24 protein-coding genes are annotated in these 25,409 nt (G+C 66.7%); 17 read left to right on the top strand and 7 right to left on the bottom strand.

The annotated features are described in order from the left end of the window. Nucleotides 1-88 precede the first annotated feature (88 nt). The 6 genes from SACGLDRAFT_RS14730 to paaI form a co-directional block, all read right to left on the bottom strand. The gene (locus SACGLDRAFT_RS14730) at nucleotides 89-613 is read right to left on the bottom strand and encodes a hypothetical protein (protein ID WP_005465603.1); all 525 of its coding nucleotides are present in this window, start codon (nucleotides 611-613) and stop codon (nucleotides 89-91) included. Nucleotides 614-704: 91 nt separating this feature from the next. Then, nucleotides 705-1,331 (bottom strand): HNH endonuclease family protein, encoded by a 627-nt coding sequence (locus tag SACGLDRAFT_RS14725; protein WP_005465602.1) that lies wholly within the window; start codon nucleotides 1,329-1,331, stop codon nucleotides 705-707. Between the two features lie 397 nt (nucleotides 1,332-1,728). After that, nucleotides 1,729-2,028: a hypothetical protein gene (locus SACGLDRAFT_RS22810; RefSeq protein ID WP_232283973.1), complete on the bottom strand. Its 300-nt coding sequence runs from the start codon at nucleotides 2,026-2,028 to the stop codon at nucleotides 1,729-1,731. A gap of 109 nt (nucleotides 2,029-2,137) precedes the next feature. Beyond that, complete coding sequence (locus SACGLDRAFT_RS14715) at nucleotides 2,138-2,755, bottom strand: TetR/AcrR family transcriptional regulator (RefSeq protein WP_005465601.1); 618 nt, start codon at nucleotides 2,753-2,755, stop codon at nucleotides 2,138-2,140. A 23-nt stretch (nucleotides 2,756-2,778) separates the two neighbouring features. Continuing rightward, entirely contained in the window at nucleotides 2,779-4,125 is a 1,347-nt protein-coding gene (gene paaK, locus SACGLDRAFT_RS14710; RefSeq protein ID WP_005465600.1) for a phenylacetate--CoA ligase PaaK, read from the bottom strand. Nucleotides 4,126-4,144: 19 nt separating this feature from the next. After that, on the bottom strand, nucleotides 4,145-4,528 hold the full coding sequence (gene paaI / locus SACGLDRAFT_RS14705; RefSeq protein ID WP_051036262.1) for a hydroxyphenylacetyl-CoA thioesterase PaaI: 384 nt from the start codon (nucleotides 4,526-4,528) through the stop codon (nucleotides 4,145-4,147). A 138-nt stretch (nucleotides 4,529-4,666) separates the two neighbouring features. On the opposite strand from paaI, the gene SACGLDRAFT_RS14700 reads away from it, so the two are divergent. The 17 genes from SACGLDRAFT_RS14700 (at nucleotide 4,667) to SACGLDRAFT_RS22000 (ending at nucleotide 23,752) form a co-directional block, all read left to right on the top strand. Then, nucleotides 4,667-5,536, top strand: a complete 870-nt coding sequence (locus SACGLDRAFT_RS14700) for a 3-hydroxyacyl-CoA dehydrogenase family protein (protein WP_005465596.1) — start codon at nucleotides 4,667-4,669, stop codon at nucleotides 5,534-5,536. A gap of 91 nt (nucleotides 5,537-5,627) precedes the next feature. Continuing rightward, on the top strand, nucleotides 5,628-7,694 hold the full coding sequence (paaZ, locus tag SACGLDRAFT_RS14695; protein WP_005465595.1) for a phenylacetic acid degradation bifunctional protein PaaZ: 2,067 nt from the start codon (nucleotides 5,628-5,630) through the stop codon (nucleotides 7,692-7,694). Continuing rightward, nucleotides 7,691-8,623: a 1,2-phenylacetyl-CoA epoxidase subunit PaaA gene (gene paaA / locus SACGLDRAFT_RS14690; RefSeq protein ID WP_005465594.1), complete on the top strand. Its 933-nt coding sequence runs from the start codon at nucleotides 7,691-7,693 to the stop codon at nucleotides 8,621-8,623. The genes paaZ and paaA overlap by 4 nt, the downstream gene beginning before the upstream one ends. Next, nucleotides 8,620-8,916, top strand: a complete 297-nt coding sequence (gene paaB / locus SACGLDRAFT_RS14685) for a 1,2-phenylacetyl-CoA epoxidase subunit PaaB (protein ID WP_005465592.1) — start codon at nucleotides 8,620-8,622, stop codon at nucleotides 8,914-8,916. The genes paaA and paaB overlap by 4 nt, the downstream gene beginning before the upstream one ends. Nucleotides 8,917-8,930: 14 nt before the next feature. Beyond that, nucleotides 8,931-9,833: a 1,2-phenylacetyl-CoA epoxidase subunit PaaC gene (gene paaC / locus SACGLDRAFT_RS14680; RefSeq protein ID WP_005465591.1), complete on the top strand. Its 903-nt coding sequence runs from the start codon at nucleotides 8,931-8,933 to the stop codon at nucleotides 9,831-9,833. Beyond that, complete coding sequence (paaD, locus tag SACGLDRAFT_RS14675) at nucleotides 9,827-10,327, top strand: 1,2-phenylacetyl-CoA epoxidase subunit PaaD (RefSeq protein ID WP_005465590.1); 501 nt, start codon at nucleotides 9,827-9,829, stop codon at nucleotides 10,325-10,327. The genes paaC and paaD overlap by 7 nt, the downstream gene beginning before the upstream one ends. A gap of 1 nt (nucleotide 10,328) precedes the next feature. After that, on the top strand, nucleotides 10,329-11,414 hold the full coding sequence (paaE, locus tag SACGLDRAFT_RS14670) for a 1,2-phenylacetyl-CoA epoxidase subunit PaaE (RefSeq protein ID WP_005465588.1): 1,086 nt from the start codon (nucleotides 10,329-10,331) through the stop codon (nucleotides 11,412-11,414). Nucleotides 11,415-11,596: 182 nt separating this feature from the next. After that, complete coding sequence (locus SACGLDRAFT_RS14665; RefSeq protein WP_040920025.1) at nucleotides 11,597-12,394, top strand: PIG-L family deacetylase; 798 nt, start codon at nucleotides 11,597-11,599, stop codon at nucleotides 12,392-12,394. 131 nt (nucleotides 12,395-12,525) lie between these two features. Beyond that, complete coding sequence (locus SACGLDRAFT_RS14660) at nucleotides 12,526-13,155, top strand: DUF7019 family protein (RefSeq protein ID WP_005465587.1); 630 nt, start codon at nucleotides 12,526-12,528, stop codon at nucleotides 13,153-13,155. Nucleotide 13,156: 1 nt separating this feature from the next. Further along, nucleotides 13,157-14,482, top strand: coding sequence for a serine/threonine-protein kinase (locus SACGLDRAFT_RS22805; protein ID WP_005465586.1), 1,326 nt, complete (start codon nucleotides 13,157-13,159; stop codon nucleotides 14,480-14,482). Beyond that, complete coding sequence (locus SACGLDRAFT_RS14655; protein ID WP_005465585.1) at nucleotides 14,449-16,770, top strand: WD40 repeat domain-containing protein; 2,322 nt, start codon at nucleotides 14,449-14,451, stop codon at nucleotides 16,768-16,770. The genes SACGLDRAFT_RS22805 and SACGLDRAFT_RS14655 overlap by 34 nt, the downstream gene beginning before the upstream one ends. Then, a complete protein-coding gene (locus SACGLDRAFT_RS14650) occupies nucleotides 16,770-17,678 on the top strand; it encodes a tetratricopeptide repeat protein (protein ID WP_005465584.1) in 909 nt (302 codons plus the stop codon). Before SACGLDRAFT_RS14655 ends, SACGLDRAFT_RS14650 begins: the two co-directional genes overlap by 1 nt. 80 nt (nucleotides 17,679-17,758) lie before the next feature. Continuing rightward, on the top strand, nucleotides 17,759-18,739 hold the full coding sequence (locus SACGLDRAFT_RS14645; RefSeq protein ID WP_005465583.1) for an ADP-ribosylglycohydrolase family protein: 981 nt from the start codon (nucleotides 17,759-17,761) through the stop codon (nucleotides 18,737-18,739). 194 nt (nucleotides 18,740-18,933) lie between these two features. Then, nucleotides 18,934-19,734 (top strand): tryptophan-rich sensory protein, encoded by an 801-nt coding sequence (locus SACGLDRAFT_RS14640; RefSeq protein ID WP_232283972.1) that lies wholly within the window; start codon nucleotides 18,934-18,936, stop codon nucleotides 19,732-19,734. Between the two features lie 198 nt (nucleotides 19,735-19,932). Beyond that, nucleotides 19,933-20,664 carry an NUDIX hydrolase gene (locus SACGLDRAFT_RS22010; RefSeq protein WP_005465581.1) on the top strand — a complete coding sequence of 244 codons (732 nt, stop codon included), beginning with the start codon at nucleotides 19,933-19,935 and terminating at the stop codon, nucleotides 20,662-20,664. After that, nucleotides 20,661-21,800: a 5'-methylthioadenosine/S-adenosylhomocysteine nucleosidase family protein gene (locus tag SACGLDRAFT_RS22005; RefSeq protein ID WP_005465580.1), complete on the top strand. Its 1,140-nt coding sequence runs from the start codon at nucleotides 20,661-20,663 to the stop codon at nucleotides 21,798-21,800. The genes SACGLDRAFT_RS22010 and SACGLDRAFT_RS22005 overlap by 4 nt, the downstream gene beginning before the upstream one ends. Nucleotides 21,801-21,892: 92 nt before the next feature. Beyond that, the gene (locus tag SACGLDRAFT_RS22000) at nucleotides 21,893-23,752 is read left to right on the top strand and encodes a hypothetical protein (protein ID WP_232283971.1); all 1,860 of its coding nucleotides are present in this window, start codon (nucleotides 21,893-21,895) and stop codon (nucleotides 23,750-23,752) included. Nucleotides 23,753-24,082: 330 nt separating this feature from the next. On the opposite strand, the gene SACGLDRAFT_RS14635 is transcribed toward SACGLDRAFT_RS22000, so the two are convergent. Further along, nucleotides 24,083-25,231 carry a hypothetical protein gene (locus tag SACGLDRAFT_RS14635; RefSeq protein WP_005465578.1) on the bottom strand — a complete coding sequence of 383 codons (1,149 nt, stop codon included), beginning with the start codon at nucleotides 25,229-25,231 and terminating at the stop codon, nucleotides 24,083-24,085. Between the last annotated feature and the right edge of the window lie 178 nt (nucleotides 25,232-25,409).

Here is a 25,409-nt window from a genome sequence, read left to right as displayed (position 1 = left end):
CGAGAATCTCCCGCTCGGCTGCTCCGTCACCGATGTCCGCACCGAACCGGTGCGGCGTGACGGTGTGCCGGCTGTCCCCGGCGCGCCGTCACGCGTTGTTGGTTCGTTGTTCCGTCGTCTCCCGGAACAGCTCTCCGGCGTAGTGGCGCAGGGCGCCGATCAACTGGTCCGCGGGTTCGGTCAGCTCACTCACCCGCACCAACGGAAAGCCCGAGGCGTCGCCTCGCCGAATCGCCCTTTCCTCGGGAAGTCCCGGCACTCGGCCCTTGGGCCAGACGACGAGATAGGGATCTTTGTCCCTTTCTCCCGGTTTGGGTTCGATGGTGACGGCGTCGAACACCTGCCACGGGACCGGGTCCGGCAGATCCACGCGTTCCCGCCTGTTGCGGATGCGCACACCGTTCTCGTCGATGCGCAATTTCAGTGGCGCGAACGTGAGTGCCAATCCCAGCAGACCGGCGAGCAGGATGACCGAGCTGATGACGAGGACGAGGTTCGCCTGCTGTTGGTTCTCGTCCGCCAACCATGCCACGGACAACACCGCTCCGAGGGCGCCGACCACGACCATCGTCAAGGAGAACCAGGTCAGTGTCCGTGATTTGTGGAAATCCACGTTCCTCCCCAGATCAGTGCGCACCTTTTCGGGTACGTCATCGGCATTCTAGGGAGCGGACGCCGTTTCGGGGCGTGGTTGAGGGAATTGCTCAGCAGGCGTCCAGCATGTCCTCCAGCGCCGCCACCTCGTCGGCGGAGACCGTGAGGTCGTAGGTGTATTTGACGTTGATCCACGACCGCGCGTACATGCACTGATAGCCGCTGTTCTGCGGCCGCCACTCCTCGGGTCCCTTGTCTCCCTTGGACGTGTTGCTGGAACCGGAGACCGCGATCAGTTGCTGGGAGTCGAGGTCGTTGGCGAACGCCTCCCGCTTGCTCTGGCTCCAGTTGCGAGCCCCCGTGCGCCAGGCCTCGGCCAGTGGCACGACGTGGTCGATGTGCACGTCGGAGGAGTCGGAGAGCCATACCCCGTCGTAGACGCTGTACCAGCGTCCGGATGTCGGTTGACAGGCGTCGTCGACGGTGACGTCGGTGCCGTCGCGCTGGAGCACGACCTCTCGCGTGTCGCAGGTGCCGTTCTGGGACGACCAGTGGGGGAACTGGTCCCGGTCGTAGCCGTCCATGGACCCGTCGGGGGCGACCGTGAGCTGGGCGAGGTGTTGGCGGGTGACGGACTCGCTCGGCGGGGTGGGCGGGTAGGCGGCGGCGGGTGGTTGGGCGAACAGTCCGGTGGCGACGACGGTCGCGCTGACGACCGCCACGGCGAGACGACGCACGGGCGCACTCTCCTCGGCTTCACGATCGGGCGTTCCCGATCATGAAGGTCGGTGGGAGGCGCGCGGAACCGCCGAGAGTAGGGAGTTGGTTTACGGCACCGTGCCGAACACCGTGTCCGCACCTCGTGCACGGGTGTCCGCACCTCATGCACGGGTGTCCGCACCTCATGCACGGGTGTCCGCACCTCGTGCACGGGTGTCCGCACCTTGTGCGCGGGCGCGGGCACTGGAAGCACCTCCCCGCCGGGGGTCCGGTGGTGAGGCAGGTGGGCCGGGATGCGGTGTCGTCGAGCAGTGTCGGTCTCGTCCGGCGTGCCGTGTCCTGGTCGGCCTCGAACCGGGAGGAGACGTCCGAGGTTCACCGGTTGGACGGCGGGGACCAGGACGCCTCCGGTGATCACGACGCGGCTATCGGTTCCGTGCACCAGCACCGACTGGTGCCCCGGTAGGTGACCCGGTGGACGGCGAGGTGGCCGCCCCGGCCACGGCCGAGACACACCTCGCCGTCCACCGGGTCGAGCTGCCCGGACCGCCGCAGCGGTCCCACCACAGAGGACAACACCACCTCGCCGCCCACCCGCTCCAACGCGCGGTGCGCTGGACGACGTACCGCGCGTTGGGGAAGTACGGCACTGCTCCGGGACCCCGACCGGCCGAAGTGGTCCTCGTGCAGACGAGCCGGCACCACCAGCCTCACGTCGTCACGCGCGATGCCCTACCACCTGACGCGGTTGCGTGCGGACGGCCTGATGGCGCGACGGCGGGAAGGACACAGCGTGCCGTACGGGACGAGGGCCGGGAGCGAGTCAGTGGGTGGGGCGCACCCGCAGCCCGTCGAACGCCACGGCCGCCACGATGTTGGCCAGGGCGTCGGCGCCGACCCCGCCGCGTGGTCGGTACCACTCGACCAGCGAGTTCACCATGCCGAACAGCAGTCGGGCCGAGATCGCGGGGTCGATGTCGGGGCGCAGGTCCCCGTCGGCGGCGGCCTTGCTCACCAGATCGGCCACGATCTGGTCGAACTGCCGCCGCCGAGCGAGCGCGTCGCGTTCCACCTGGCTGTTGCCACGCACCCGCAGCAGCAGGGTCACGAACGGCAACTGCTCGACCAGCACGCGCACGCTGGCCCGCACCAGGTGTTCCAGCTTGTCGATGGCGCGGCCCTCGACGTCGTCGAGCTTGTCCACCTCGGCGAACAACGCGTCCAGACCACGGTTGACGGCGAGCCGGAGCAGCTCGTCCTTGCTCCGAACGTGGTGGTAGATGGCCGACTTGGTGATGCCGAGCTTGCGGGAGAGGTCCTCCATGCTCGTGCCGTCGTAGCCGCGTTCGTGGAACAGGTCGACCGCCACCGCGAGCAGCGACTCCAGGTCGTAGCCGGGTCTGCCCCGGCGGCCGGGCCTTCTCGGCGGTGTCTCGGTCATGGCCCTCATTATCCTCGGTCGGCTCAGGTGGCCGGTCGTTGGTCGATGACGCGCTTGAGCTTGCCCACGGACCGTTCGAGCGTCTCCGGGTCGACGATCTCCACGCCGACGCTGACCCCGACGCCGTCCTTCACGCGAGCGGCGATCTCGGCCGCGGCGGTGTCCCGGCGGTCGGCGGGGGTGTCGACGGCGGCCTCCACCACCACCGTCAGGTGGTCCATGCGGTCCTTGCGGCTCAGTCGGAGCTGGAAGTGCGGGGAGAGTCCGTCCGTGCCGAGCACGATCTCCTCGATCTGGGTGGGGAAGACGTTGACGCCCCGCAGGATGATCATGTCGTCGCTGCGTCCGGTGACCTTGTCCATGCGCCGGAAGGCCGGGCGCGCGGTGCCGGGCCGCAACGCGGTGAGGTCGCGGGTGCGGTACCGGATGATGGGCATGGCCTGCTTGGTGAGTGAGGTGAACACCAGCTCGCCGGTCTCGCCGTCGCCGAGCACGTTCTCGTCGAGGGGATCGATGACCTCGGGGTAGAAGTGGTCCTCCCAGATGTGCAGGCCGTCCTTGGTCTCGACGCACTCCTGCGCCACTCCCGGTCCCATCACCTCGGACAGTCCGTAGATGTCCACCGCGTCGAGGTCCGCCCGTTCCTCGATCTCCCGGCGCATCCGTTCGGTCCACGGTTCGGCGCCGAAGATGCCGATCCGCAACGAGGTGTCCCGAGGGTCGATGCCCTGGCGCTCGAACTCGTCGAGCAGCGTGAGCATGTACGACGGGGTGACCATGATGATCTCGGGGCGCAGGTCGGTGATCAGTTGCACCTGGCGGGCGGTCATGCCGCCGGAGGCGGGGATCACCGTGCAGCCGAGTTTCTCGGCCCCGTAGTGGGCGCCGAGACCGCCGGTGAACAAGCCGTAACCGTAGGCGACGTGCACCGTGTCCCCCGGACGTCCGCCCGCGGCGCGGATCGACCGGGCGACCACGGTGGCCCACGTGTCGAGGTCCTCCTGCGTGTAGCCGACGACGGTGGGGGTTCCGGTGGTGCCGCTGGAGGCGTGGATGCGTCGTACCCGGCTGCGGGGGACGGCGAACATGCCGTCCGGGTAGTTGTCGCGGAGGTCGTGCTTGGTGGTGAACGGGAACTTCGCGAGGTCGCTCAACTGACGACAGTCGTCGGGGTGGACCCCGGCCTCGTCGAACTTCCTGCGGTAGAAGGGCACGTTGTCGTAGGCGTGCCGAAGAGTCCACTGGAGACGTTCGAGTTGCAGGGCCCGCAGTTCGTCCGTTCCCATCCGCTCGGCGGAGGACAAGTCGTCCGCGGCCGGGGCGCGGCCGAGTCGGCGGGTTCTGGGCACGTCGTTGTGCGTGGTGGTCATGCCGGAACTCCTCGGGGTGTCAGATCTTTCCGACCGTGCGGCTACGGCCCCGGAACTCGGCGATCACCTCGCGTCCTCGCGGCGTCTCGCGCTGCACGGTGACGTCGTAGATTCCGTTGCGGCCGTAGCGGGTGCGTTCCTCGGCGGTGGCGACCAGCTCGTCGCCGAGCCGGGCGCTGGCGACGAAGGAGATGTCGGCGCCCGCCGCGACCGTCACCGGGCCGTGGCTGTTGCAGGCGGCCGCGAACGTGGTGTCGGCGAAGAGGAACACGTACCCGCCGTGGGCGATGCCGTGCCCGTTGACCATCCGTTCGGTCACGCGCATGCGGGCGACGGCCCTGCCGTCCTTCGCCTCCGAGACGGTGATGCCGAGCGTGGCCGACGCGACGTCGGCGTCGAGCATGGCTTTCGCCGCGTCCGAGAGAGCGGGCTTCTGGTCCGTCACGTGCCCACCGCCTTGCTGACTGACCGAATGGACGGTAAATAAGGTGGCCTCAGTAAAACCAGCGGGTGTTCGGGTGTCAAGAGGCGGGAGGACGCTGTGGACGGCGACAAGACGGTGACGGTGCCCGGTTCGGTCGGCGTGATCGGTGGTGGCCGGATGGGCGCGGGCATCGCGCAGGTGTTCGCGACCACGGGCGCGACGGTGTTCGTCGCGGAAAGCGACGAGTCCGCGGCCGACGCCGCTCGGAAACGGGTGTCCGACGGGCTGGCCAAGGCCGCCGAGCGCGGAAAACTGGCCGAGGAGCCCGCCGTGGTGCTCGACCGCGTGACCGTCTCCGGCGATCTCGCTCGGCTGCCCTCGAACGTGGACCTCGTCGTCGAGGCCGTGCCGGAGCGGGTCGAGATCAAAGTGGACGTTTTGAGCCGAGCCGAGTCCGTGGTCTCCGACGGCACCGTCCTGGCCAGCAACACCAGTTCGCTGTCCATCGCGGAACTGGGCGCGGCGCTGCGGGAGCCGGGCCGCTTCCTGGGCATGCACTTCTTCAACCCGGTGCCCGCCTCCGCGCTCGTGGAGGTGGTGACCGCTCCGGCCACCCGTGACGTCGTGACCGACCGGGTGCGGGAATGGGTGCGGGCGTTGGGGAAGACGGACGTCGTCGTGCGTGACTCGCCGGGATTCGCGACGAGCCGGCTCGGCGTGCTGCTGGGGTTGGAGGCCATCCGCATGCTGGAGGAGGGGGTCGCCGACGCCAAGGCCATCGACGACGCCATGGAGCTGGGCTATCGGCACCCGATGGGGCCGCTGCGCTCCACCGACCTCGTGGGCCTCGACGTGCGGCTCGCGATCGCCGAGCACCTGCATTCCACGCTGGGTGAGCGGTTCGCGCCGCCGCAGTTGCTGCGCGACAAGGTCGCCGCGGGCGAGCTCGGTCGCAAGAGCGGACGTGGTTTCTACGACTGGAGCTGAAGGAAAGCGCTCGTCGTCGTTCCTTCCCGTGGCGGCGACTCCGCGCTACCATGACTTCCTGAACGTTCGGTTGGTAATTCGAGGAGGCCCGATGGTTACGCAGGCGACGCCAACGATGTCGTCGACGCGGCTGTTGCGCAGCTACGTCAACGGTGGCTGGCACACCGCCACCGACGAGGGCGTGCCCCTGCGCGACGCCGTGACGGGCGAGGTGATCGCGCGCGTCTCCTCCACCGGTATCGACATGGGCGCCGCGCTGGAGTACGGCAGGCGCGTGGGGGGTCCCGCGTTGCGCGAGCTGACCTTCCACCAACGTGCCGCGCTGCTGAAGGCGTTGGCCTCGTACCTGAGGGAACATCGCGACGAGCTGTATGCGCTGTCGGCGCGGACCGGTGCCACGCGTAGCGACTCGCTGGTCGACGTCGACGGCGGCATCGGCGTGTTGTTCTCCTACGCGAGCAAGGGCAAGCGGGAGCTGCCGAACGACACCGTGTACCTCGACGGGCCGGTGGAACCGCTGGGCAAGGGCGGCACGTTCGTCGGCCGCCACATCTGCACGCCGCTGCGCGGGGTCGCCGTCCAGATCAACGCGTTCAACTTCCCCGTGTGGGGGCCGCTGGAGAAGTTCGCGCCCGCGTTCCTCGCCGGGGTGCCGAGCCTGATCAAGCCCGCCAGCCAGACGGCCTACCTCACCGAGAAGCTCGTGGAGCTGATGCTCGACTCGGGCCTGCTGCCCGAGGGCACGCTCCAGCTCGTGTGCGGCAGTGTGGGCGACCTGCTGGACCACGTCACCGACCAGGACCTCGTGTCCTTCACCGGGTCGGCGGCCACGGCCCAGCGGCTGCGGGCGCACCCGACGATCGTGCGGAACGCCGTGCGGTTCAACGCCGAGGCCGACTCGCTCAACTGCTCGATCCTCGGCCCCGACGCCACGCCCGGCACGGCCGAGTTCGACCTCTACGTGAAGCAACTCGTCACCGAGATGACGGTCAAGGCGGGGCAGAAGTGCACCGCCATCCGCCGCGCGTTCGTGCCCGCCGAGCTGCTCGACGAGGTCCAGCAGGCGGTCTGCGAGCGCCTGAGCCGGATCAGCGTGGGCGACCCCGCGAACCCCGAGGTGCGCATGGGCGCGCTGGCCAGCCTCGAACAGCGCGAGGAGGTCCGCCGGTCGCTGAAGGCCCTGAGCGACGCCGGGCGCATCGTCTTCGGCGACCCCGACCACGTCGAGGTCGCCGACGCCGACGCCGAGCGCGGGGCGTTCCTCTCCCCGGTGCTGCTGCGAGCCGACGACCCGCAGCGCGCCGAGCCGCACGAGGTGGAGGCGTTCGGCCCGGTCTCCACCCTGCTGCCTTACACCTCCGTCGAGCAGGTGGTGGACCTGGCGGCACGCGGCCGGGGCAGCCTGGTGGGGTCGGTGGTCACCGGCGACGCGGAGTTCGCGCGCACCGTCGTGCTGGGGGTGGCGCCGTGGCACGGCAGGATGCTGGTGCTCGACGCCGACGACGCCAAGGAGTCCACCGGACACGGCTCGCCGCTGCCGATGCTCGTGCACGGCGGTCCGGGCCGCGCGGGCGGCGGCGAGGAGATGGGCGGCATCCGCGGGGTGCTGCACCACATGCAACGCACGGCCGTGCAGGGCAGCCCGAAGGTGCTCACCGCCGTGGGCAACGCCTGGGTGCCGGGCGCGCCGCGCTCGGAAGGGGTCCACCCGTTCCGCAAGTCGCTGGCCGAACTGCGGATCGGCGACTCCGTGGTGGCCGGTCCGCGCACCGTGACCGACGAGGACATCGCGCACTTCGCGGAGTTCACCGGCGACACCTTCTACGCCCACACCGACCGGGCGGCCGCCGAGGCCAACCCGTTGTTCGGCGGCATCGTCGCGCACGGCTATCTGGTGGTGTCGTTCGCGGCGGGCCTGTTCGTCTCACCGGAGCCGGGCCCGGTGCTGGCCAACTACGGCCTGGAGAACCTGCGCTTTCTCACCCCGGTCAAGCCGGGGGACGAGCTCACGGTGACGTTGACCTGCAAGCAGATCACCCCGAGGGAGAACGCCGACTACGGCGAGGTGCGGTGGGACGCCGACGTCACCAACGCCGCCGGCGAGTCGGTGGCCAAGTACGACGTGCTCACGCTGGTCGCGAAGGAGAACGAGCGGTGAACCTGCAAACACACTTCGACCGGACGATCGAGAAGGACCAGCGCATCGAGCCGAGGGACTGGATGCCCGACGCCTACCGCGCCACCCTCGTGCGCATGATCGCGCAGCACGCGCACTCCGAGATTATCGGCATGCAGCCCGAGGGCAACTGGATCACGCGCGCGCCGTCGTTGCGGCGCAAGGCGATCCTGCTGGCGAAGGTGCAGGACGAGGCCGGCCACGGGCTCTACCTCTACTCCGCCGCCGAGACGCTGGGCGCCGACCGCGACGAGCTGGTGGAGAAGCTCATCGCGGGCAAGCAGAAGTACTCCTCGATCTTCAACTACCCCACGTTGACCTTCGCCGACGTCGGTGTGATCGGGTGGCTGGTGGACGGGGCCGCGATCTGCAACCAGGTGCCGTTGTGCCGCAGCAGCTACGGGCCCTACGCACGCGCGATGATCCGCATTTGCAAGGAGGAGTCGTTCCACCAGCGGCAGGGCTACGAGCTGCTGATGACGATGATGAAGGGCACCGAGGAGCAGCGCCGCATGGTGCAGGACGCCACCAACCGCTGGTGGTGGCCGTCGCTGATGATGTTCGGTCCGCCCGACGCCGAGTCGGCGCACACCGAGCGGTCGATGGCGTGGAAGATCAAGCGCCACACCAACGACGAGCTGCGTCAGAAGTTCGTCGACATGACCGTGCCGCAGGCCGAGGCGCTGGGCGTGACGCTGCCCGATCCGCAGCTGCGGTGGAACGCCGAGCGCGGCCACTACGACTTCGGCGAGATCGACTGGGCCGAGTTCAAACGCGTCATCTCGGGCAACGGCCCGTGCAACGCCCAGCGGCTGGCGCGCCGTCGGGCCGCGCACGACAACGGCGCGTGGGTACGCGAAGCCGCCGCGGCGCACGCCGCGAAGCGGGCGGAAAGGACGGTGGCGGCATGACCGGCGGACGGTCGGGCGGTTGGGACCTGTACGAGGTGTTCGTGCGCGGCAAGCGCGGGCTCAACCACGTGCACGTCGGTTCGCTGCGGGCGGCGGACCCCGAGATGGCTCTGCGCAACGCCCGCGACCTTTACACGCGCCGCAACGAGGGCGTCAGCATCTGGGTGGTCAGGGCCGCCGACATTACCGCGTCCAGCCCGGACGAGAAGGACCCGTTCTTCGCGCCCTCGGCCGACAAGGTGTACCGGCACCCGACCTTCTACGACATCCCCGACGACGTTCCCCACATGTGAAGGGGGTGTTCGCCATGTCCTTCGACAACGCCTACGAGGCCATCACCGAGACCACCGACTCCCCCGACACGCGCTGGGCGTTCGGAACCGGGTTCTCCGACCCGCTGGCCGGAGTGGACACCACGGTGCCGGAGGCGGTGGACCCGGCGGAGCTGGCCGAGTACTGCCTCATGCTCGGCGACGACGCGCTGATCCTCTCGCACCGGTTGCAGGAGTGGTGCACGAACGCCCCGGAGCTGGAGGACGAGGTCGCCATCGCCAACATCGCGTTGGACCTGCTCGGCCAGGCCCGCCTGCTGCTCACCCGCGCGGGCGCGGCGGAGGAAGCCGCGACGGGCAGCGGGCGCGGTGAGGACGAGCTGGCGTTCTTCCGCGCCGAGCACGAGTTCCGCAACGTGCGCCTGGCCGAACTGCCGCGTGGTGACTTCGGGGAGTTCGTCGCGCGGCTGCTGGTGTTCTCCACGTGGCGGCTCGCGGTGTTCCAGCGGTTGCGCACCTCGCGGGACCCGGTGCTCGCGGCCGTCGCCGACAAGGCGGTGAAGGAACTGACCTACCACCGCGACTACGCGGCCCAGTGGGCCGTCCGCCTCGGCGACGGCACGGAGTTCTCCCACGAGCGGATGCGCGAGGGGCTGGAGAGCGTCTGGCCGTACGTCCCCGAGTTGTTCACCGCCCACGAGGTCGAAAGCCGCATGGCCGCGGCGGGCGTCGGGGTCGACCCGAGCGAGGCGCGAGCCGAGTTCGACGACGTCTTGACCGAGGTGTTGCGCGCGGCCACCCTCGAATTCCCCGACCTCCCCGGCGTTCCCGGGGTCTCGGGGCGAAGTGGACGCCACGGCGTGCACACCGAGGCCCTCGGCTACCTGCTCGCCGAGCTGCAGAGTGTGGCCCGAGCCCATCCGGACGCGACATGGTGACCCCGACACGGACCGCCCGCGAGGTGGCGGAGACGGTGACCGACCCCGAGCTGCCGATGCTCACGCTCGCCGATCTCGGCGTGCTTCGGGAGGTACGGGAGGAGGACGGCCGGGTCGTCGTGTCGATCACGCCGACCTACACCGGCTGCCCCGCGATGGACACCATGCGCGACGACCTCGTGCACGCGCTCCGGCAAGCCGGTTTCCCCGACGTCGAGGTGCGCACCGTCCTGCGACCGGCGTGGTCCTCGGACTGGATCACCGAGGAGGGGCGTCGCAAGCTCGCCGAAGCGGGTATCGCCCCGCCGGGGCGCGCGCCCCGGCGGTCGGGACCCGTTCCGCTGACGCTCGCGCCGCCCGCCGCGCGAGTGCGGTGCCCGCGGTGCGGCTCGGCGGACACCGAGGAGGTGTCGCGCTTCGGAGCCACCGCGTGCAAGGCCCTGCGTCGGTGCCGTGCCTGCCACGAACCGTTCGAGTACGTCAAGGAGATCTGAGGTGACGTCGACCCTTAGTCAGAAGTCCCGGTTGCGCGGGGAGTTCCACACGCTCACCGTCGCCGACGTCACCCGGCTCTGTGAGGACGCGGTGGCCATCACCTTCGACGTTCCCGACCACCTGGCCGACGCGTACGCCTTCCGGGCCGGGCAGTCGCTGACCCTGCGCCGGATGGTCGACGGCCGCGACGAACGACGGTCGTACTCCATCTGCGCCCCGGAGGGCGCGGCACCGCGCATCGGGGTGCGAGAGGTGCCCGACGGGCTCTTCTCCACCTGGCTCGTGCGGCAGGTGCGGCCGGGCGATGCGATCGAGGTCGGCACGCCCACGGGCACGTTCTGTCCCGACCCCACGACCTCCGGACACCATGTGTTGATCGCCGCCGGGTCGGGGATCACGCCGGTGCTGTCCATCGCGGCGACCGTGCTGCGCGACCCGGCGTCCACGGTGACCCTGCTGTACGGCAACCGGCGTAGCGACACCGTGATGTTCGCCGACGAACTCGCCGACCTGAAGGACCGCTACCTCGACCGGCTCGAACTCGTGCACGTGCTCTCACGGGAGCCGCGCGAGGCGGAGCTGTTCACCGGCCGGCTGGACCCGGCGAAGCTGGAGGCCCTGCGACCGGTGCTCGGCGACTTCTCCGGCGTGGACCACTGGTGGTTGTGCGGGCCGTTCGACATGGTCACCACGGCCAGGGAGCGGTTGCGGGACGCCGGGGTGTCGCCCGAGCGCATCCACTGGGAGCTGTTCTTCGTCGACACCCCGCCCGCGCCCGTGCGGCACGAAGACGCGCCCGTGGCCGGACTCACCAGTGAGGTCACCGTCGTGCTCGACGGCCGGTCCACGACGGTGACGCTGCCACGGGACGTCTCCCTCCTCGAAGGAGCCCAGCGAGTCCGGCCCGACCTGCCGTTCGCGTGCAAGGGCGGGGTCTGCGGCACCTGCCGCGCCAAGGTCACCGACGGCAAGGCGGACATGCGCCGCAACTTCGCGTTGGAGGACCACGAGGTCGCCGAGGGCTTCGTGCTGACATGCCAGTCGCTGCCGGTGTCGGACACCCTCGTGGTGGATTACGACACCTGACCGGAATCCCGGCGTTCGGGGGACCTCGGGAGTAGGCGGGACGTCACCGGCCACTCGAACGGCCGCGTCCGTTCGAGTGGAGCGCACCGACGGGAGTGCAACCCCGCGAGCACTCGACCGATGTCGGTTGCAGGTGGCGTCGCCGCCGGACCGGTACCGAAGCGCGCGGGGGAGTGATTCGTGTGGACGTCGTCTTCCACATCAGCGGGCACCCGGACGACGTGTTGTTGTTCAAAGGGGACATTCTCTACAACGACCTGCGCTGGCCGGACGTGAAAGTGGTCAGCATCGTGACCACCGCCGGGGACGCGGGGCGCATCGACGACTGGTGGTGGGCGCGCGAGCACGGGCTCGTGGACTCCCTCCGGGTGGCGCGGCCGGAGGACTTCACGCCCACCGCCGTCACCGTCAACGGGCACACGGTGATGTGCTACCGCGCCGAGAGCTGGCGGGGCTACTTCCTGCGGCTCCCGGACGGCAACGTCGACGGCGGCGGGTTCGCCTCGACCGGCTTCCAGAGTCTGGCGAAACTGCGGGACGGCCGCATCGCGGGCCTGGACAGCCTTCCCACCGCCACACTGTCCTCCCAGCACTACTCTTCGTGGGACGATCTCGTCCGCACGCTGCGCGCGATCGTGTCGGCCGAACGCCGTGGCGCCACGAACGCGCATCCCTGGGTCAACGCCGCGGACTACGACCGCGACCGCAATCCCGGCGACCACCCGGACCACTACGCGACCGCCGACGCCCTCCGAGCCTTCCTCGCCGAGGACGGCTGTCACCGCGCCTGGTGGGTGGGCTACGACTCCGAGAATCGACCGGCGAACCTGTCGAGCACTTCCGTGGCGAACAAGTGGAGGCTGTTCTACGACGGCTACGTCGACCTGGTCACGCGGATCATGGGAAGTAAACCGCGCGAGTGCGATGTCGAGTGGAGCCGGTGGGGGGCCAGGGACTACTGGCGGGAGGAGACGGCGTAGTCGTCCATAGAGGTCCGGGAAAGGCGACTCCGGGCGTTTCCCCGAAGTGTTGCGGAAAATGAAACTTGCATTCCGAAAGGCTTTGAGAAGAACGTCGCCCACTGCCCGGCTCGGATGCGTACTGTGATGCCGTGTCGTTCCGTTACTACGTCTACATCAGCGATGACAAGGTCGACATGTTGCTTTCACAGATCGATCCCGCGTTGCTGAGGAAACGCACCACCGAGGTCAGCGTGACGCTGCCGCTGCTCGGCGCGAAACGAGGAGTCGAGGCGGCGTCGAAGGCCGACCGCATCGCGCGGCTGGAGCGCGTCGTGCGGTACGTGCACGACTTCGGCGACGTGGGGTCGATCGAGGAGCCGGGACAGTTCTTCGGAGGCATCCTGCCGATGCGGTGGGGGCCGTTCCACGGAACGTCGTTGGTGTACTTCGGGGGCGAGTCCGACGGCATCGTCGTCGGTCTCGGTGGTTCGGGCAAACATGTCCTGGGCGCCTCCGCGGCGGACGACACCGAGGGGGTGCCGCGCTCGGTCACCCCGAACCTGCTGGAGGGGCTGGCGGCCGAGCCCGAGATCGGCGACCTCCTCGGGGTGGGCACCGCGTCCGACGACGAGGCGTTGCGGGCCGTCGCGCTCGCCACCGCGAACCTGCGCGGCCCGCTGCAGAACGTCGAGTTCGTCGCCAAGCGGCTGCTCCACGGACGTGTCGACGGCCGTCACGTCGTGCTGGGCAGTCCGCTCTACGTGGCTCTGGCGGACTGAGATGGCCGTCTGGCTTCCCGGACAGGTGGTGCACGACCTCTACGAGGTGCGGGACGTCATCACCAGCGGTGGTATGGGCGTGGTCTACCACGTCCGGCATCGGGGATGGGGAGTCGATCTCGCGGTCAAGGTGCCCCGGCCCGACCTCGTCGCCTCCCCGGAGGCCGTGCGGGGCTTCGAAGCCGAAGCGGAACGCTGGGTCGAGCTCGCCCCGCATCCGCACGTCGTGGACTGCGTCTACGTGCGCAGGCTCCCCGAACTGCCTCACGTGTTCGCCGAGTGGGCCGACGGAGGCAGCCTCGCCGAGGCGATCGGAACCCGCCGCCTCCATCGCGGTGGACTGCCCGCGCTGCTCGACGTCGCGATCCAGAGCGCCTGGGGACTCGCCCACGCCCACGCCAGCGGGTTGATCCACCAGGACGTCAAGCCCGCCAACATCCTGCTCCTCGGCGACGGGACGGCCAAACTCACCGATTTCGGCCTCGCCCGTGCCAGGGCCGCCGCGGGGGAACGCCCCGCGGACTCGGTCTTCGTGAGCTGTGGTGGCCTGACCCCGGCCTACTGCTCCCCGGAACAGGCGCGGGCCGCGAGCGGCGAGTCCGTCGGCCTCACCCGCGCGACCGACGTGTGGTCGTGGGGCGTGAGCGTCCTGGAGATGTTCACCGGTCGACCACCGGTGACCGACGGTGCGCTGGCCGGTGACGCGCTGGCCCGCTTCGGCAAGGACGCCGACCTCGATCCGGCGCTCCCTCCCATGCCGGAGCCGGTGGCGGAGCTGCTCGCCCGATGCTTCGCACCCGACCCTGACGAGCGGCCCTCCGACCTGGCGGAGGTGGCCGACGAGCTTGCCGCGCTGTACGAGGAGGTGGCGGGGCAGCCGTACCCGCGGCGGCGACCATCCGCCGCCCAACTGCTCGCCGACGGACTGTCGAACCGGGCGCTGTCCCTGCTGGACCTCGGCCAGATCGACCGCGCCGAGCGCCTGTGGGACGACGCGTTGAACGCCGACCCCCACCACCCCCACACCGTCTACAACCGGGGCCTGCCCACTGGCGGACGGGACGGCTCAGCGACGCCCGACTCGTGGCCCGCCTGGAGGAGGTGCGGGAGAACCACGTCGACGACTGGATCGACGACTACCTGCTCGGCCTCGTGCACCTGGAGCGGGGCGACCGGGACAACGCCCTGGCGCTGCTGTCCTCGGCGGCACGAGAGGCCGGTCCCGAGGACGCCCGTGCCCTCACGGCGGCGATCGAGGCGGCCGAGGCGCTTTCGCCGACCCGCGAGCCGATCGTGCTCGACACCGGAGCGGACTGGAGCACCGTGAGCACACTGAGCGCGAACGGGCGGATCTGTGCCGGCAGCGTGGGGAATCCGGACCTCGTCCCGCGCACCGGGGGCCGCAGTGTCGTGCGGGTGTGGGATCTCGACACGGGATCGCTGCTGCACACCCTGCCCGCGCACCCCGGCAGGGTGCACGATCTCGCCCTGAGCGCCGACGGAAGTGTGCTGGCCTCGTGCGGGAAGGACCACGAGATCCTCGTCTGGGACACCGGAACCGGGACACTGCGGCACCGGCTCCCCTACCACGCGGGCACGGTGTACTCGGTGGCCGTGGACCCCGAGGGCACCCACCTCGCCGCGGCGGCCGACGACGGCGCGGTACTGGTATGGGACTTAACCGGCGGCGCTTTTGTCCGCACCCTTCAACGACCGCACACCACCGGCACCCGCATCAGCGTGGCGATGGGGGAGAACCGGGTCGTGCGCTGGGAGGCCGGCCACGTGCGAATCCGGGTCTGGGACCTCACCACCGGACGGTTGCTGAGGGTGCTCCGGCTACCGCGATCGACCGCGCTCCTCTCACCGGGCGGCCGATTCGCCTTGGTGAGAGGAGAAGACGGAACGGAGTTGTGGGACACCGACGAGGCCGTCCGCCTCCGCACCCTTCCACTGAGCACAAAGGACACCCAGGCGCACGCGATCAGCGGTGACGGCCGTATCGCGCTGATCTCCACCCCCACCGAGACCCAGGTGTGGGATCTCGACGAGGACCGCTGCGTGCGGTCCTTGCCCCAGACCTGCCTGCACGCGGTCCTCGACGCGGACGGGCGGACAGCCGTCATCGGTTCCGAGCGCCTCGTCGCGCTGTCGGTGCCGAAGCTCGGCCCCACGGCCCCCTGGAGCTACCCGAGACACCGTTCGGCCACGGAGTACACGACCGTGGCCGAGAGGGCGCGTCGCGCGCTGCGGAGGGCGGACCGGCGCATGGCCGACGGCGCGCTGAGCGAGGCCGCGCGGATCCTGCGCCAGGCCCTCGCCCTGCCGGGATACGAACGCAACCCCGAGTTGCTCGACCGCTGGGGCGGACTCGGCCGCGCGGGGCGGCGCACGGGGGTGCTTACCGCGTGGCAGATGTTCGAACTACCGCACGCCTTCCCCCACCGGGTCTCCGGCGATTCCGAGCGTTGGTTGTTCCACATCGCGCTCACCCGATACGCCCTGAGCCGCAACGGCACCACTCTGTTCACCGACAACGTGGTGTGGGATTCGACCACCGGTCTGCGCTTGCTGACACTGGACGGCGAGGAAACGGAGTTGCTGGGCAGAACGTTGACCCCGGACGGGACGTCGGTCATCGCCGGTTGCGCGGACCGGGCCATCCGAATCTGGGACACCCGAAGTGGGCGGCTGCGCACCATCTTGAAAGGCCATCGGGGCAGGGTGGAGGCCGTGGCGGTGAGCGCGGACGGCGCTCTGCTCGTCTCGGCGTGCAGCAGGCGGAAGGTCCGGGTGTGGGACCTCCACCGGGGCGTGTGTCTGCGAGTGCTCAAAGGAGCTCCCGGCGCGATCGACGAGGTCACGTTCAGCCCCGACGGCCGGCTGGTGTTCGCGATCGGCGAGAAGGGAACGGCGGCCGTCTGGGACGTGGCCACCGGGAATTTCCTGCGTATCCTGCCCGGAAATCCGGAACACGTCGGTCCGCACCTGGTGAGTGTGGACGGCTCCACCGTGATGTCCCCCGGGTTCGGCCGAAATTTGTTGTGGGTGGTGGACCCGCGCACCCGAGACTTCCGCGACGTGTTGACCACGAATTCCGTGTCCGCCCTGTGGCTTTCGGTGAGCGCGGACGGCCGCGTCGTCCGCACGGCGGGCGCGGACGGGGCCGTCCGGGTGTTCGAGACCGCCACCGGAGAATGCGAACGCACGCTCACCGGACACGAGGGCGCGGTGCGGATGCTCGCGCCGTGTGCGGACGACCGGTTCATGCTCTCCTGCGGCGACGACGGCACGGTGCGAATCTGGGACCTCGTCGCCGGTACCTGCCTGCGCACATTGGCGGGCCACACCAACGAAGTCGTGTGGCTCGGACTCAGCACGGACGCGAGGACGGCGGTGTCGGTGGGGGTTGATCACACAGTGGTGTGGCGGCTGGAATGGGACTACGAGTTCCCCGAACCGGCGGAGTGGCACGACGCCGCTACCCCTCATGTGAAGGCGTTCCGAGCGCGTCGGGAACTGGGAGACGTCGAAGTGGGAACACTGCTCGACGCGTTGGCCGACGCGGGATTGGGATGGTTGCGGTCCGAGGAGATTGAGCGGAGGGTCCTCTGATGGCGGTCGGGACGTGTGCGGAGTGGGGATGTCGCCGGATGATCTCCATGAGCAGGCTGCGAGGAGGAAATCCGACGGCGCTGGCGGAACCCGAGGTGTGGGCCGTCGAGTTCAAGATGTGCCTCGACTGCAAAGCCACGGTGTGCGACCGGTGCAGTCGCAACCGAGGGGGCGGATGGCGCAGACCGCGCTGCCCCCGGTGTGCCGGAAAGATGGTGAACGGCAGGCGGCGCTGGGAACGGCTCTTCGAGCGGCCGGACCCGCCCGAGGTGCGTGCCTACGAGGAGGGCATGCTTCGAGGGAAGCGGGGGCAATGGGCCGAGGCGCTCGAATCGCTCGACACGGCGCTTCGGCTCCGGCCCCTCTTCCCGGCCGCCCTGCTGTACCGGGCTGCGGCGCTGCGCCACCTGGGGCGCACGGACGAGGCCGTGTCCGTGCTCGATGAACTGATCCGGGTCGATCCCGGCAACGTGCAGGCGATGTTCGACAAGGGCACCGCGCTTTCGGCGCTGGGCCGTCTCGACGAGGCCATCGCCACCTATCGCACTGCCATCGAAACCGAGCCCGCCTACGCCTCCGCCAGGGTGAACCTCGCCATACTCCTGCTGGACAAGGGAGAGGCGACCGAAGCGCTGCGACTGTGCCGGGAAGCGGTCCGCTTGTTCGAGACCCGGACACACGCCGAGAAAGCATCCCTGCTCCAGTACGCGTTGGGGGCCGAGGGAGCGGCGTTGCTGGCCTGCGGGCGTCCCGAGGAAGCGCTGGAGCGTCTGGACCGGGCCGCGGACGAAGGCCTGGAAACCCCGGAGATCTACCGGGATCGAGCGCTGGCCCTGGAGGCCCTGGGACGACACGAGGAAGCCGCCCAAGCGCGCCGGATGGCCGAGGACCTGGCGAACCGGGAGTAGGGCGTGCGCGGTCGTGGGCGTCGGCACACGGTCCGAGCGGGGTATCGTCCGTTCGGGCAGGGGAACGAGGTGAAAGCGTCATGATCGACACTGACAGCGCGCGGGGTTGCCTGCTGGCCGGGGCCGCCGGGGACGCACTGGGAGCTCCCGTCGAGTTCCGTTCCTGGCAGCACATCGAGCGGGACTTCGGGCCTCGGGGCATCACCGACTACACCGCCCGCGGCGGTTACGGCCTCGGCGCGATCACCGACGACACCCAGATGACGCTGTTCACCCTGGAAGGGCTGCTCCGCGCACGGGAGCGGGGCACCGACCCGGTGGAGGAAGTGCGGCTCGCCTACCTCGACTGGTACGCCACCCAGGGCGGTGGGGTGGCGAGGCGCAGCGGTGAACTCGTCCACGACGAACGCCTGCATGCTCGCCGTGCCCCCGGTCTGACGTGTCTTTCGGCCCTGGGAAAGATCGCCGCGGGACAGCAGGAGGTCAACGACTCCAAGGGCTGCGGCGGCGTCATGCGGGTCGCCCCGGTGGCTCTCGTGGCGGAGCCCGAGGCGTCCGACCGGGAGGTCTTCACGCTCGCCGGGAATCTGGCCCGGTTGACCCACCAGCATCCCTCCGGCTACTTGTCCGCCGGGGCCTTCGCCGTCATGGTGCGTGCCCTGGTGGCGAGCGCGTCGGTCGAGGAGGCGGTCGAGGCCGGTCTCGCGGCCCTTCGCGAAGTCGCTTCCGAGGGCGACCGTGGGGAGACCGAGCGGGCCGTGCGGGCGGCGGTGTCCCTGGCCCGGACCGGCGTCCCGGAGCCGGAAGTGATCGAGCAGCGTCTCGGCGGTGGATGGACCGGTGAGTCGGCGCTGGCCATCGCGGTGTGCGCGGCGCTGTGCGCGCCGGATCTGCGGGAGGGGGTGCGTGTCGCGGTGAACCACTCCGGCGACTCGGACTCGACCGGTTCCCTGACGGGCAACCTCCTCGGCGCGCGATACGGGGCGGAGGCGATCCCACCCGAGTGGCTCGGTCCGCTGGAGTGCCGCGACCTCATCGAGAAGCTGGCCGAGCGGATCTGAGACACCGGTGCGGGACCGAGTGTCGAGGCCGTTTCGGCCCGAGGCACGCGGGTAATCCTTCGGGCATGCCGTATCCGCCGTCTCGGCACGGATCCACACCGGCAATACCTCGATGGTCGAGCGAGCACCCGCTCCCATGAGGGCGACCGTGCGGCCGCGCCGACGAGTCCGCAAGCGATGGGGGTGGTGTGTTCGTGCGTGGTGACGAAAGCACCCGAGCCAAGGCAGGCGTCAGCGACGCGATGCGTGCCTTCGCGCTGCTGGCCGCGATGATCCTGCAGACGGTGGCCGGGGCCATCGGCGGCAGCGGAGCGTGGGGTGAACCGGTGGGTTCGGTGGCGAGGGCGTATCCCACCATCCTGCTGCCCGGCGGTACCGCCTTCTCCATCTGGAGCCTCATTTACGTCCTCGGCATCGCGTTGGCGGTGCGGGCCGTTCTCCCGCGCCAGCGACGACGGGACGTGCAGCGCAGTGTCGGCTGGTGGCTCGTCGCGGCCGGAATGTTGAACGCGGCATGGGTCGTGGCGTTCACCCAGCGAGGGTTCGTGCCCGCGCAAGTGATCATCGTGGCGTTGCTCGTCGTGCTCTGCGTCGCGTTGGCGCGCCTGGCGGCTCGGCCGGCCGAGGGGTGGGCCGACCGGCTTCTGCTGCACACGCCGGTGGGCATCTACGCGGGGTGGGTCACGGTGGCGACCGTGACCGGCGCGGCGACGACCGGTGCCGCGCTCGGTGTCACGTTCTCCTCGACCGTGGCCACGATCCTCGCGGTGGTGGTCGCACTCGGCGCGGCGGCAATCGCGGCACTCGCCACGGTGCGCCTGCGTCCGGTGGTGGGCTTCGCCGCCGCCGTGGCGTGGGGCCTGGGATGGATCGCGGTCGAGACCCCGTCGGGGGCGGTGTCCGCGGCGACGGCCGTGGGAGCCGTGGCCGTTCTCCTCACGACGGTCTGGTCACTCCGGCGCGATGCCGACGAGACGAGGACGGCGCGGGGGTAGGGGCTTCCGCGGTTCGGGATGTCATTGGGGCTGGGGACTCGCTGTTACGCGATGGAATGCCGGTCTGAAGGGGATGTCGGCCCGGCCCCCAACTTCGGATGAATACGGCAGGTGCCCGCCCGAAGCCATTCGCCTTATCGGGTGATGTGAACTCAAGCCACTTTCTGTCAGATAGACAATAAAGTAGCCTCCCGGTCCATGTCCGAAGATCGGTGGACCCCGCCTTCTGTTCTGCTGGCCGTCGACCTGGTGATCCTGACCCTCAGGGACTCGCTCCTGCAGGTACTGCTCGTGGAACGCGGAGTAGAGCCGTACCGGGGTGCTTGGGCTCTGCCCGGTGGCTTTCTCAACAACTCAGACGAGGGATTGAAGGAAGCAGCCCACCGCGAGTTGCTCGAAGAAGCTGGGTTGAACGGCTCTCAGCTACACCTCGAACAGATCGGAACTTACGGTGATCCGGGACGAGATCCTCGAGGCCGTATCGTTTCGGTGGCCTATCTAGCGATCGCGCCGGGATTGCCGGAGCCTGCACCAGGTACTGATGCCGCGGGAGCTAGCTGGGTGCCTGTCCAAGAGGTGCTGTGTCGGAGACGCACCTTGGCCTTCGACCATTACGACATCCTTGTCGATGGCGTCGAGCGTGCTAGGGAAAAACTCGAGCGTACCGCCCTGGCGACAGCTTTCTGCGGAAGCACGTTCACGATTGCCGACCTGCAGCGAGTGTACGAGGCAGTCTGGGGGGTCCAGCTCGATCCGCGGAATTTCTACCGCAAGGTCCAAGGAGTTCCGGGATTCATCGTCGCCACCGGATCGGTGCGGCGTACGGCAAGAGGACGACCCGCACGCGTTTTCCGAGCAGGTCCGTGCACGGTGCTCAATCCGCCGATTGTGCGTCCCGAACGCACGGGAACTGGGGAGGAAAAGCAATGAACGACAAGGTGGTGGTGATTCTCACCGCCTTGGACTTGGAATATGCGGCCGTTCGTCGACGAATGGCGAACACGCAGATACACCGTCATGTAGCAGGAACTCGGTTCGAGGTGGGAACCCTCCAGGGCACGAGGTGCAGAATCGCTCTGGGACTGGTGGGCAAGGGGAATCATGCAGCTGCCGTACTTGCTGAGCGTGCGATAACAGAATTTGCACCGATCGCTGTCATTTTTGTTGGTGTGGCCGGGGGGCTATGGGAAAAAACAAAATTGGGGGATGTGGTAGTAGCGACGCACATCTATGCGTACCACGGGGGTACGAGCGAAGATGATGGACTCAAAGCGCGTCCCCGAGTCTGGGAGATGACACACGGTCTGCTTCAGATCTCATATCACTTAGCCATGAACGGGGACTGGTGGCGCGATCTTCAACGAGATACTGAACCGAAGGTCCACTTCGGCGCTATCGCCGCAGGAGAAATTGTTCACGACTCGCGTATCTCCTATGAGGCGCAATGGATTCGCCAACATTACAATGACGCGATTGCGATCGAAATGGAGGCAGCCGGAGTTGCGCAGGCAGGCCATTTGAATGGTTCACAAGTGGCTGTGGTGAGAGGCATCAGCGACCGCGCGGACGGCAGCAAGACTGAAACCGATATAGCGGATTGGCAACCGCGTGCTGCGGAAAACGCGGCGGCTTTCGCTGCCAGGCTTGCGCAGGAACTGATCGCAGAGGAAACTTCCGAAACGTGGGCGGGGAGCAGGATGCAAGGTAGGAATACGGTCAATAATAACGCGACTGGCCCAGTAGGTATTCAAGCTGGACACGTTACTAATAGCACGGTCGTGATGAGTGTCGACAGTGAACACTCGACAAATAGAAGTTTGGCTGAACAACTCACTGCGCTTCGTCAATTGGTTGTTAGGGAACACTCAAATGGAAACCTTGACGATGACACGTACGAAGCAGCACAAGCGGAATTGAACCTGGCTAGCGAAGCGTTGAAACGTGATACGCCCGAAGGAAAGAGCACCGTCATGCTCGCACTCAAGCGCTTGCGAGGCCTCATCGGGGATATGGCAGAGCTGGCGGCAAAGGTTGCTACTGCGATCGCGGCTATTCGGGGGATTTGATGTCCGTTCGGAAACCAGAGACGCACAACACGGCTACTGATAACTCAACGGTTGGCATACAAGCGGAGCAGGTGCACAACTCCACAGTTTACATGAATTCCCCCGACATGCCTGCTGATGAAAAGTTTCGCAAAGGGGTAAACCATTTGAAAGGAGGACTTCCCTCCAAGGCAAGCGAATTAATAAGCGAGGCAATAGCTGAGGGGTATGACAACAGTGAATCTAGGTTTTATTGGTTTCTAGCGAAACTCGGTAAACGGTCGTATCGTGAACTTGGTCGCGATGAGAAAGAGGAGCTACGTCACGCGCAAGCGTTATTGGTCGATTATCCTGAAGACGAATGGAAACAGGGGATAGATGTTATTTGTTCCTTGTTGAATAGGATGGAAGACCCGGAGTCAGATCCGGAAGCCGAGTTAAAGGCGCTGCGTGAATTGCCGGATCGTCAACGTGTCTTGATTGGTGAGCATCTCGGGATGTTCTTAAATGGAACACTCAAGGACGCGTTGTGGGCGGACATGCGTGATGCTGCTCATCGTGTGGCAGCCGAAAAAGAACGCAAAGACCGAGTATGGGCGTTCTTCGAGCCGGATCCTGCCACTCCACTGGCTGTTTACCCGGAGTTGGTGTCCAGTTCTTTCTCGGAAAAAATTAATTTAGCATTTTCCACAATAGCTTTTGCTGCCGCGTTTGGGTACTTGTCCTGGGGAGTGTTTTCCGCTGGAAGTTTGCTTCCTTTATTTGCCTTTCCGCTGGCAATGGGAGGCTTATATGTAGGGATTAGAAATGCTGCTGAATGGGAATTTCGAGCAGGTCGTCTACGAAGAAAGGAGCACGAGTTTGCCGGAGTTGTAAGTTTTCCACCCTCGCATGATGACAATTTCTCCAGGCGCATAGTTCAATTCTTTGACTACTATTTTTACAAGTATGCTCCCCGTGATGAGGCAGAACGAAAGTCTTGGTTTGCAGACACCAGGGGGGTCCGCAGATCTCTCCAAAACGAATTAATTGAACTATATTCGAATGAAAGCGTTCGTCCAGAAAGTGTTAAATGGTTGGCTCGATATCTGGTTCGTGATGTTCGAAAGAAGTGGCAAGAAGGCGTGCTGTTTCAGTATCGCGAACGGTACTGGACGCCGTTCAAAATAAAGTTCCAGTGCTGCGTAGGAATCTTCTTTGCGCTCGCCGGCATGTCTTTTGTCGTTCAATCTGCTTTTGAAGCGGAACCTGTCCTTTCGGGATTGACAACAGTGGCGTTAATCATCTCTGGCGGTATTTCTGTGCAGCTTTTTTTGTCAATTTATCTAGAGAAAATTCGATATGACGATGACCTCGAAAACTATGCGCAAGAAATTGCCAACCGGGAGAAAGAGTACAGGCGCTGGAAGGGTAAGGTGGAGCATGCTAAGCCGACCGATGAACAAATGGAACGTTGGCTCAATGCTGACAAGACAATCTTCCTTGACCACGCCTTAAAGGAATACAAGTTGGCGTGGAGGGATATTATTGCTTACACGTTCCTTCAGTCTCCTTCTAAAACTTATCGTAGGGCCAGGGTCTCATATGGTCCGTGGCGTTATTCTCGGTACAGCATGCTTTTGTTCTTGATAACCGCTGACGGAGTGCGAGAGGTTGGGGCTGAGCTAGACTTCGAGAGGTCTCAGTTGAACGGTTTTGAGCGAACAAATTATCGTTTCGATGCGGTCGCCTCAGTGCGAGTTATCACGAGTGGGGATACTCCTCATAGCTTGGAGTTGACTTTGGTCAACGGAGAGCCGAGAAAAATAAAGGTTGTGGACGAGGATCCAGCTCTGTTGGAAACAGATTCCAAGGATCAGGAGAGGCCGGAAGATCTAACAAATCTAACGCTCGAGTCTTTTGGGTTCGACCAGGCTCTACATGTTCTCGAAGGTATTGCTGCAGAAGGTAAGCAGTGGATTCATAGAAATTAGTTCGTGTCTTCGGAGTGTTATTGGGAGGGTGGGAAATAAAGATGAATTTCGTAGCTTCCAAGGCGCGATACGGTCCCCTAATCTGATTGCTCCGCATCGAAAAATATTTATCAATGTGATTTTCGTGTTGTGGCTTCCGTCTGTGACTCTTACTGGTAAGATCTGCAAGCCAGTGGCATGCGCTTCTGTTACTTGCTTTGGATGAGTCCTCGGGTCAGCAGTCGGGTGACTGTTGTCCGAGGACTCAGTGGATTTGAGGACCTTGCCGGTTTGTCTGATGGCCGAAATGGTTAAGTGATGGATTTTCCTCTTGGCTCCGACCCGGCCACCTCAGCGGTACTTGCCCAGTTTGATCGCGTCGGGGCTGGGGGTGATCTCGGGAGGGATCTCCTGGTCGATCAGCTTGAGGAACATTTGTTCGGCCAGTTCGTCGTCGCACTCGTTCATCCCGATCAGAATTCCCGGCGAGGCACCCGGCCAGTCGGGATCGTCCACATTGAACTTGATCGACGGGTCGACGAAGACCTGGTACTGGCACGTGATGCCTTCATCCACGTGGGCCGGGAAGTCCTCTCCGAAGGTGATGTCCCTGGCGTCCGTGGCTACGCCGACGAAGATGTCGTAGGCGACCTCGTAGCCTTTCAAGCCGAACCCGGCGTCGCTCTCGACGGCGCAGTGGTAGGGCGACTCCTTGACGACGTAGGTCTCGTACCCGGCGTCGTCCTTCGGGTACTTCTCCAGGACGGGGATCGTTCCCAGGCAGGGATCGGTGCCCAGCATCGTCCTTTGGGGAGTGCTGAGGCCGTCCGTCGCCAACGGCGGATCGACGATCTTCGGTGCCACGGCGGTGAAGTACTCCTCCGCGTAGGTGCAGAGCTGATCCCGCGGCGTCTCGTCGACGGCCAGGACGTCCAGCTTGATCCCGTACGGATCGGCCACCTCGTAGAACATGCTGCAGGAAGTGCCGAAGGTCGCGACACCCTCTTCCGGGGGCTTGCTCTGATACACCGGGATGGGTTCGGCCAGCGACTCGTCCTCCAGCCTTCCCGACCGGTAGAGCTCCAGTAGTTCGCGGGTCAGCGCGATCTCCACGGTCAGTGCTTCGTTTCCGGCCTTGTGGTCGATCGACAGATCGCAGCTGTCGATACGTGAGATCGGCACGAGGTAGTTCGTCGGCCCGCCGAAGATTTTCTCGGCCGCGTCGATGTCGTGGATCGCGCAGGGGTCCCACTGCCGCATCTGCTCCAGCGCCGGGAGCAACGGCTCCAGGGTCGGGTGGTAGACCACGGATGATTGTGCCGGTTCGGTGGTTTGCTCCTCGCTTTCGGAGGTCATGGGAGACGACGGCGGCGCACCGGCCGAGTCGGCACTCGCCTCACCCGAGATCGTCTGGGAACACCCGGCTGTCGTGCCGGCCACCAGCAATGTGGCCAGGGCCAGCTTGATCGGGCGCGCGCGGACACTGCGGTCGTACGTCAATGGGGGCCTCCTTGATCTGCGGGGGCAGTTTACTGACCGATACGCTCCGGTGTGGTCGTTTCGAAAACAACGAGTGCGCCCGGATGAGCGCTTGTCGCGGCGGGGAGCTCAAGAGCTTCCCGTGTCCGGCTCGGCGACGGGTGTGCCATGAGATGGGGCTGGTCGGAGTCGACGTCTC

Origin of the sequence: Saccharomonospora glauca K62, assembly GCF_000243395.2 — a bacterium.
Lineage (GTDB): Bacteria > Actinomycetota > Actinomycetes > Mycobacteriales > Pseudonocardiaceae > Saccharomonospora > Saccharomonospora glauca.
The sequence above is the reverse complement of the archived record's forward strand: the minus strand, read 5'-3'. Positions and strand labels throughout refer to the sequence as shown.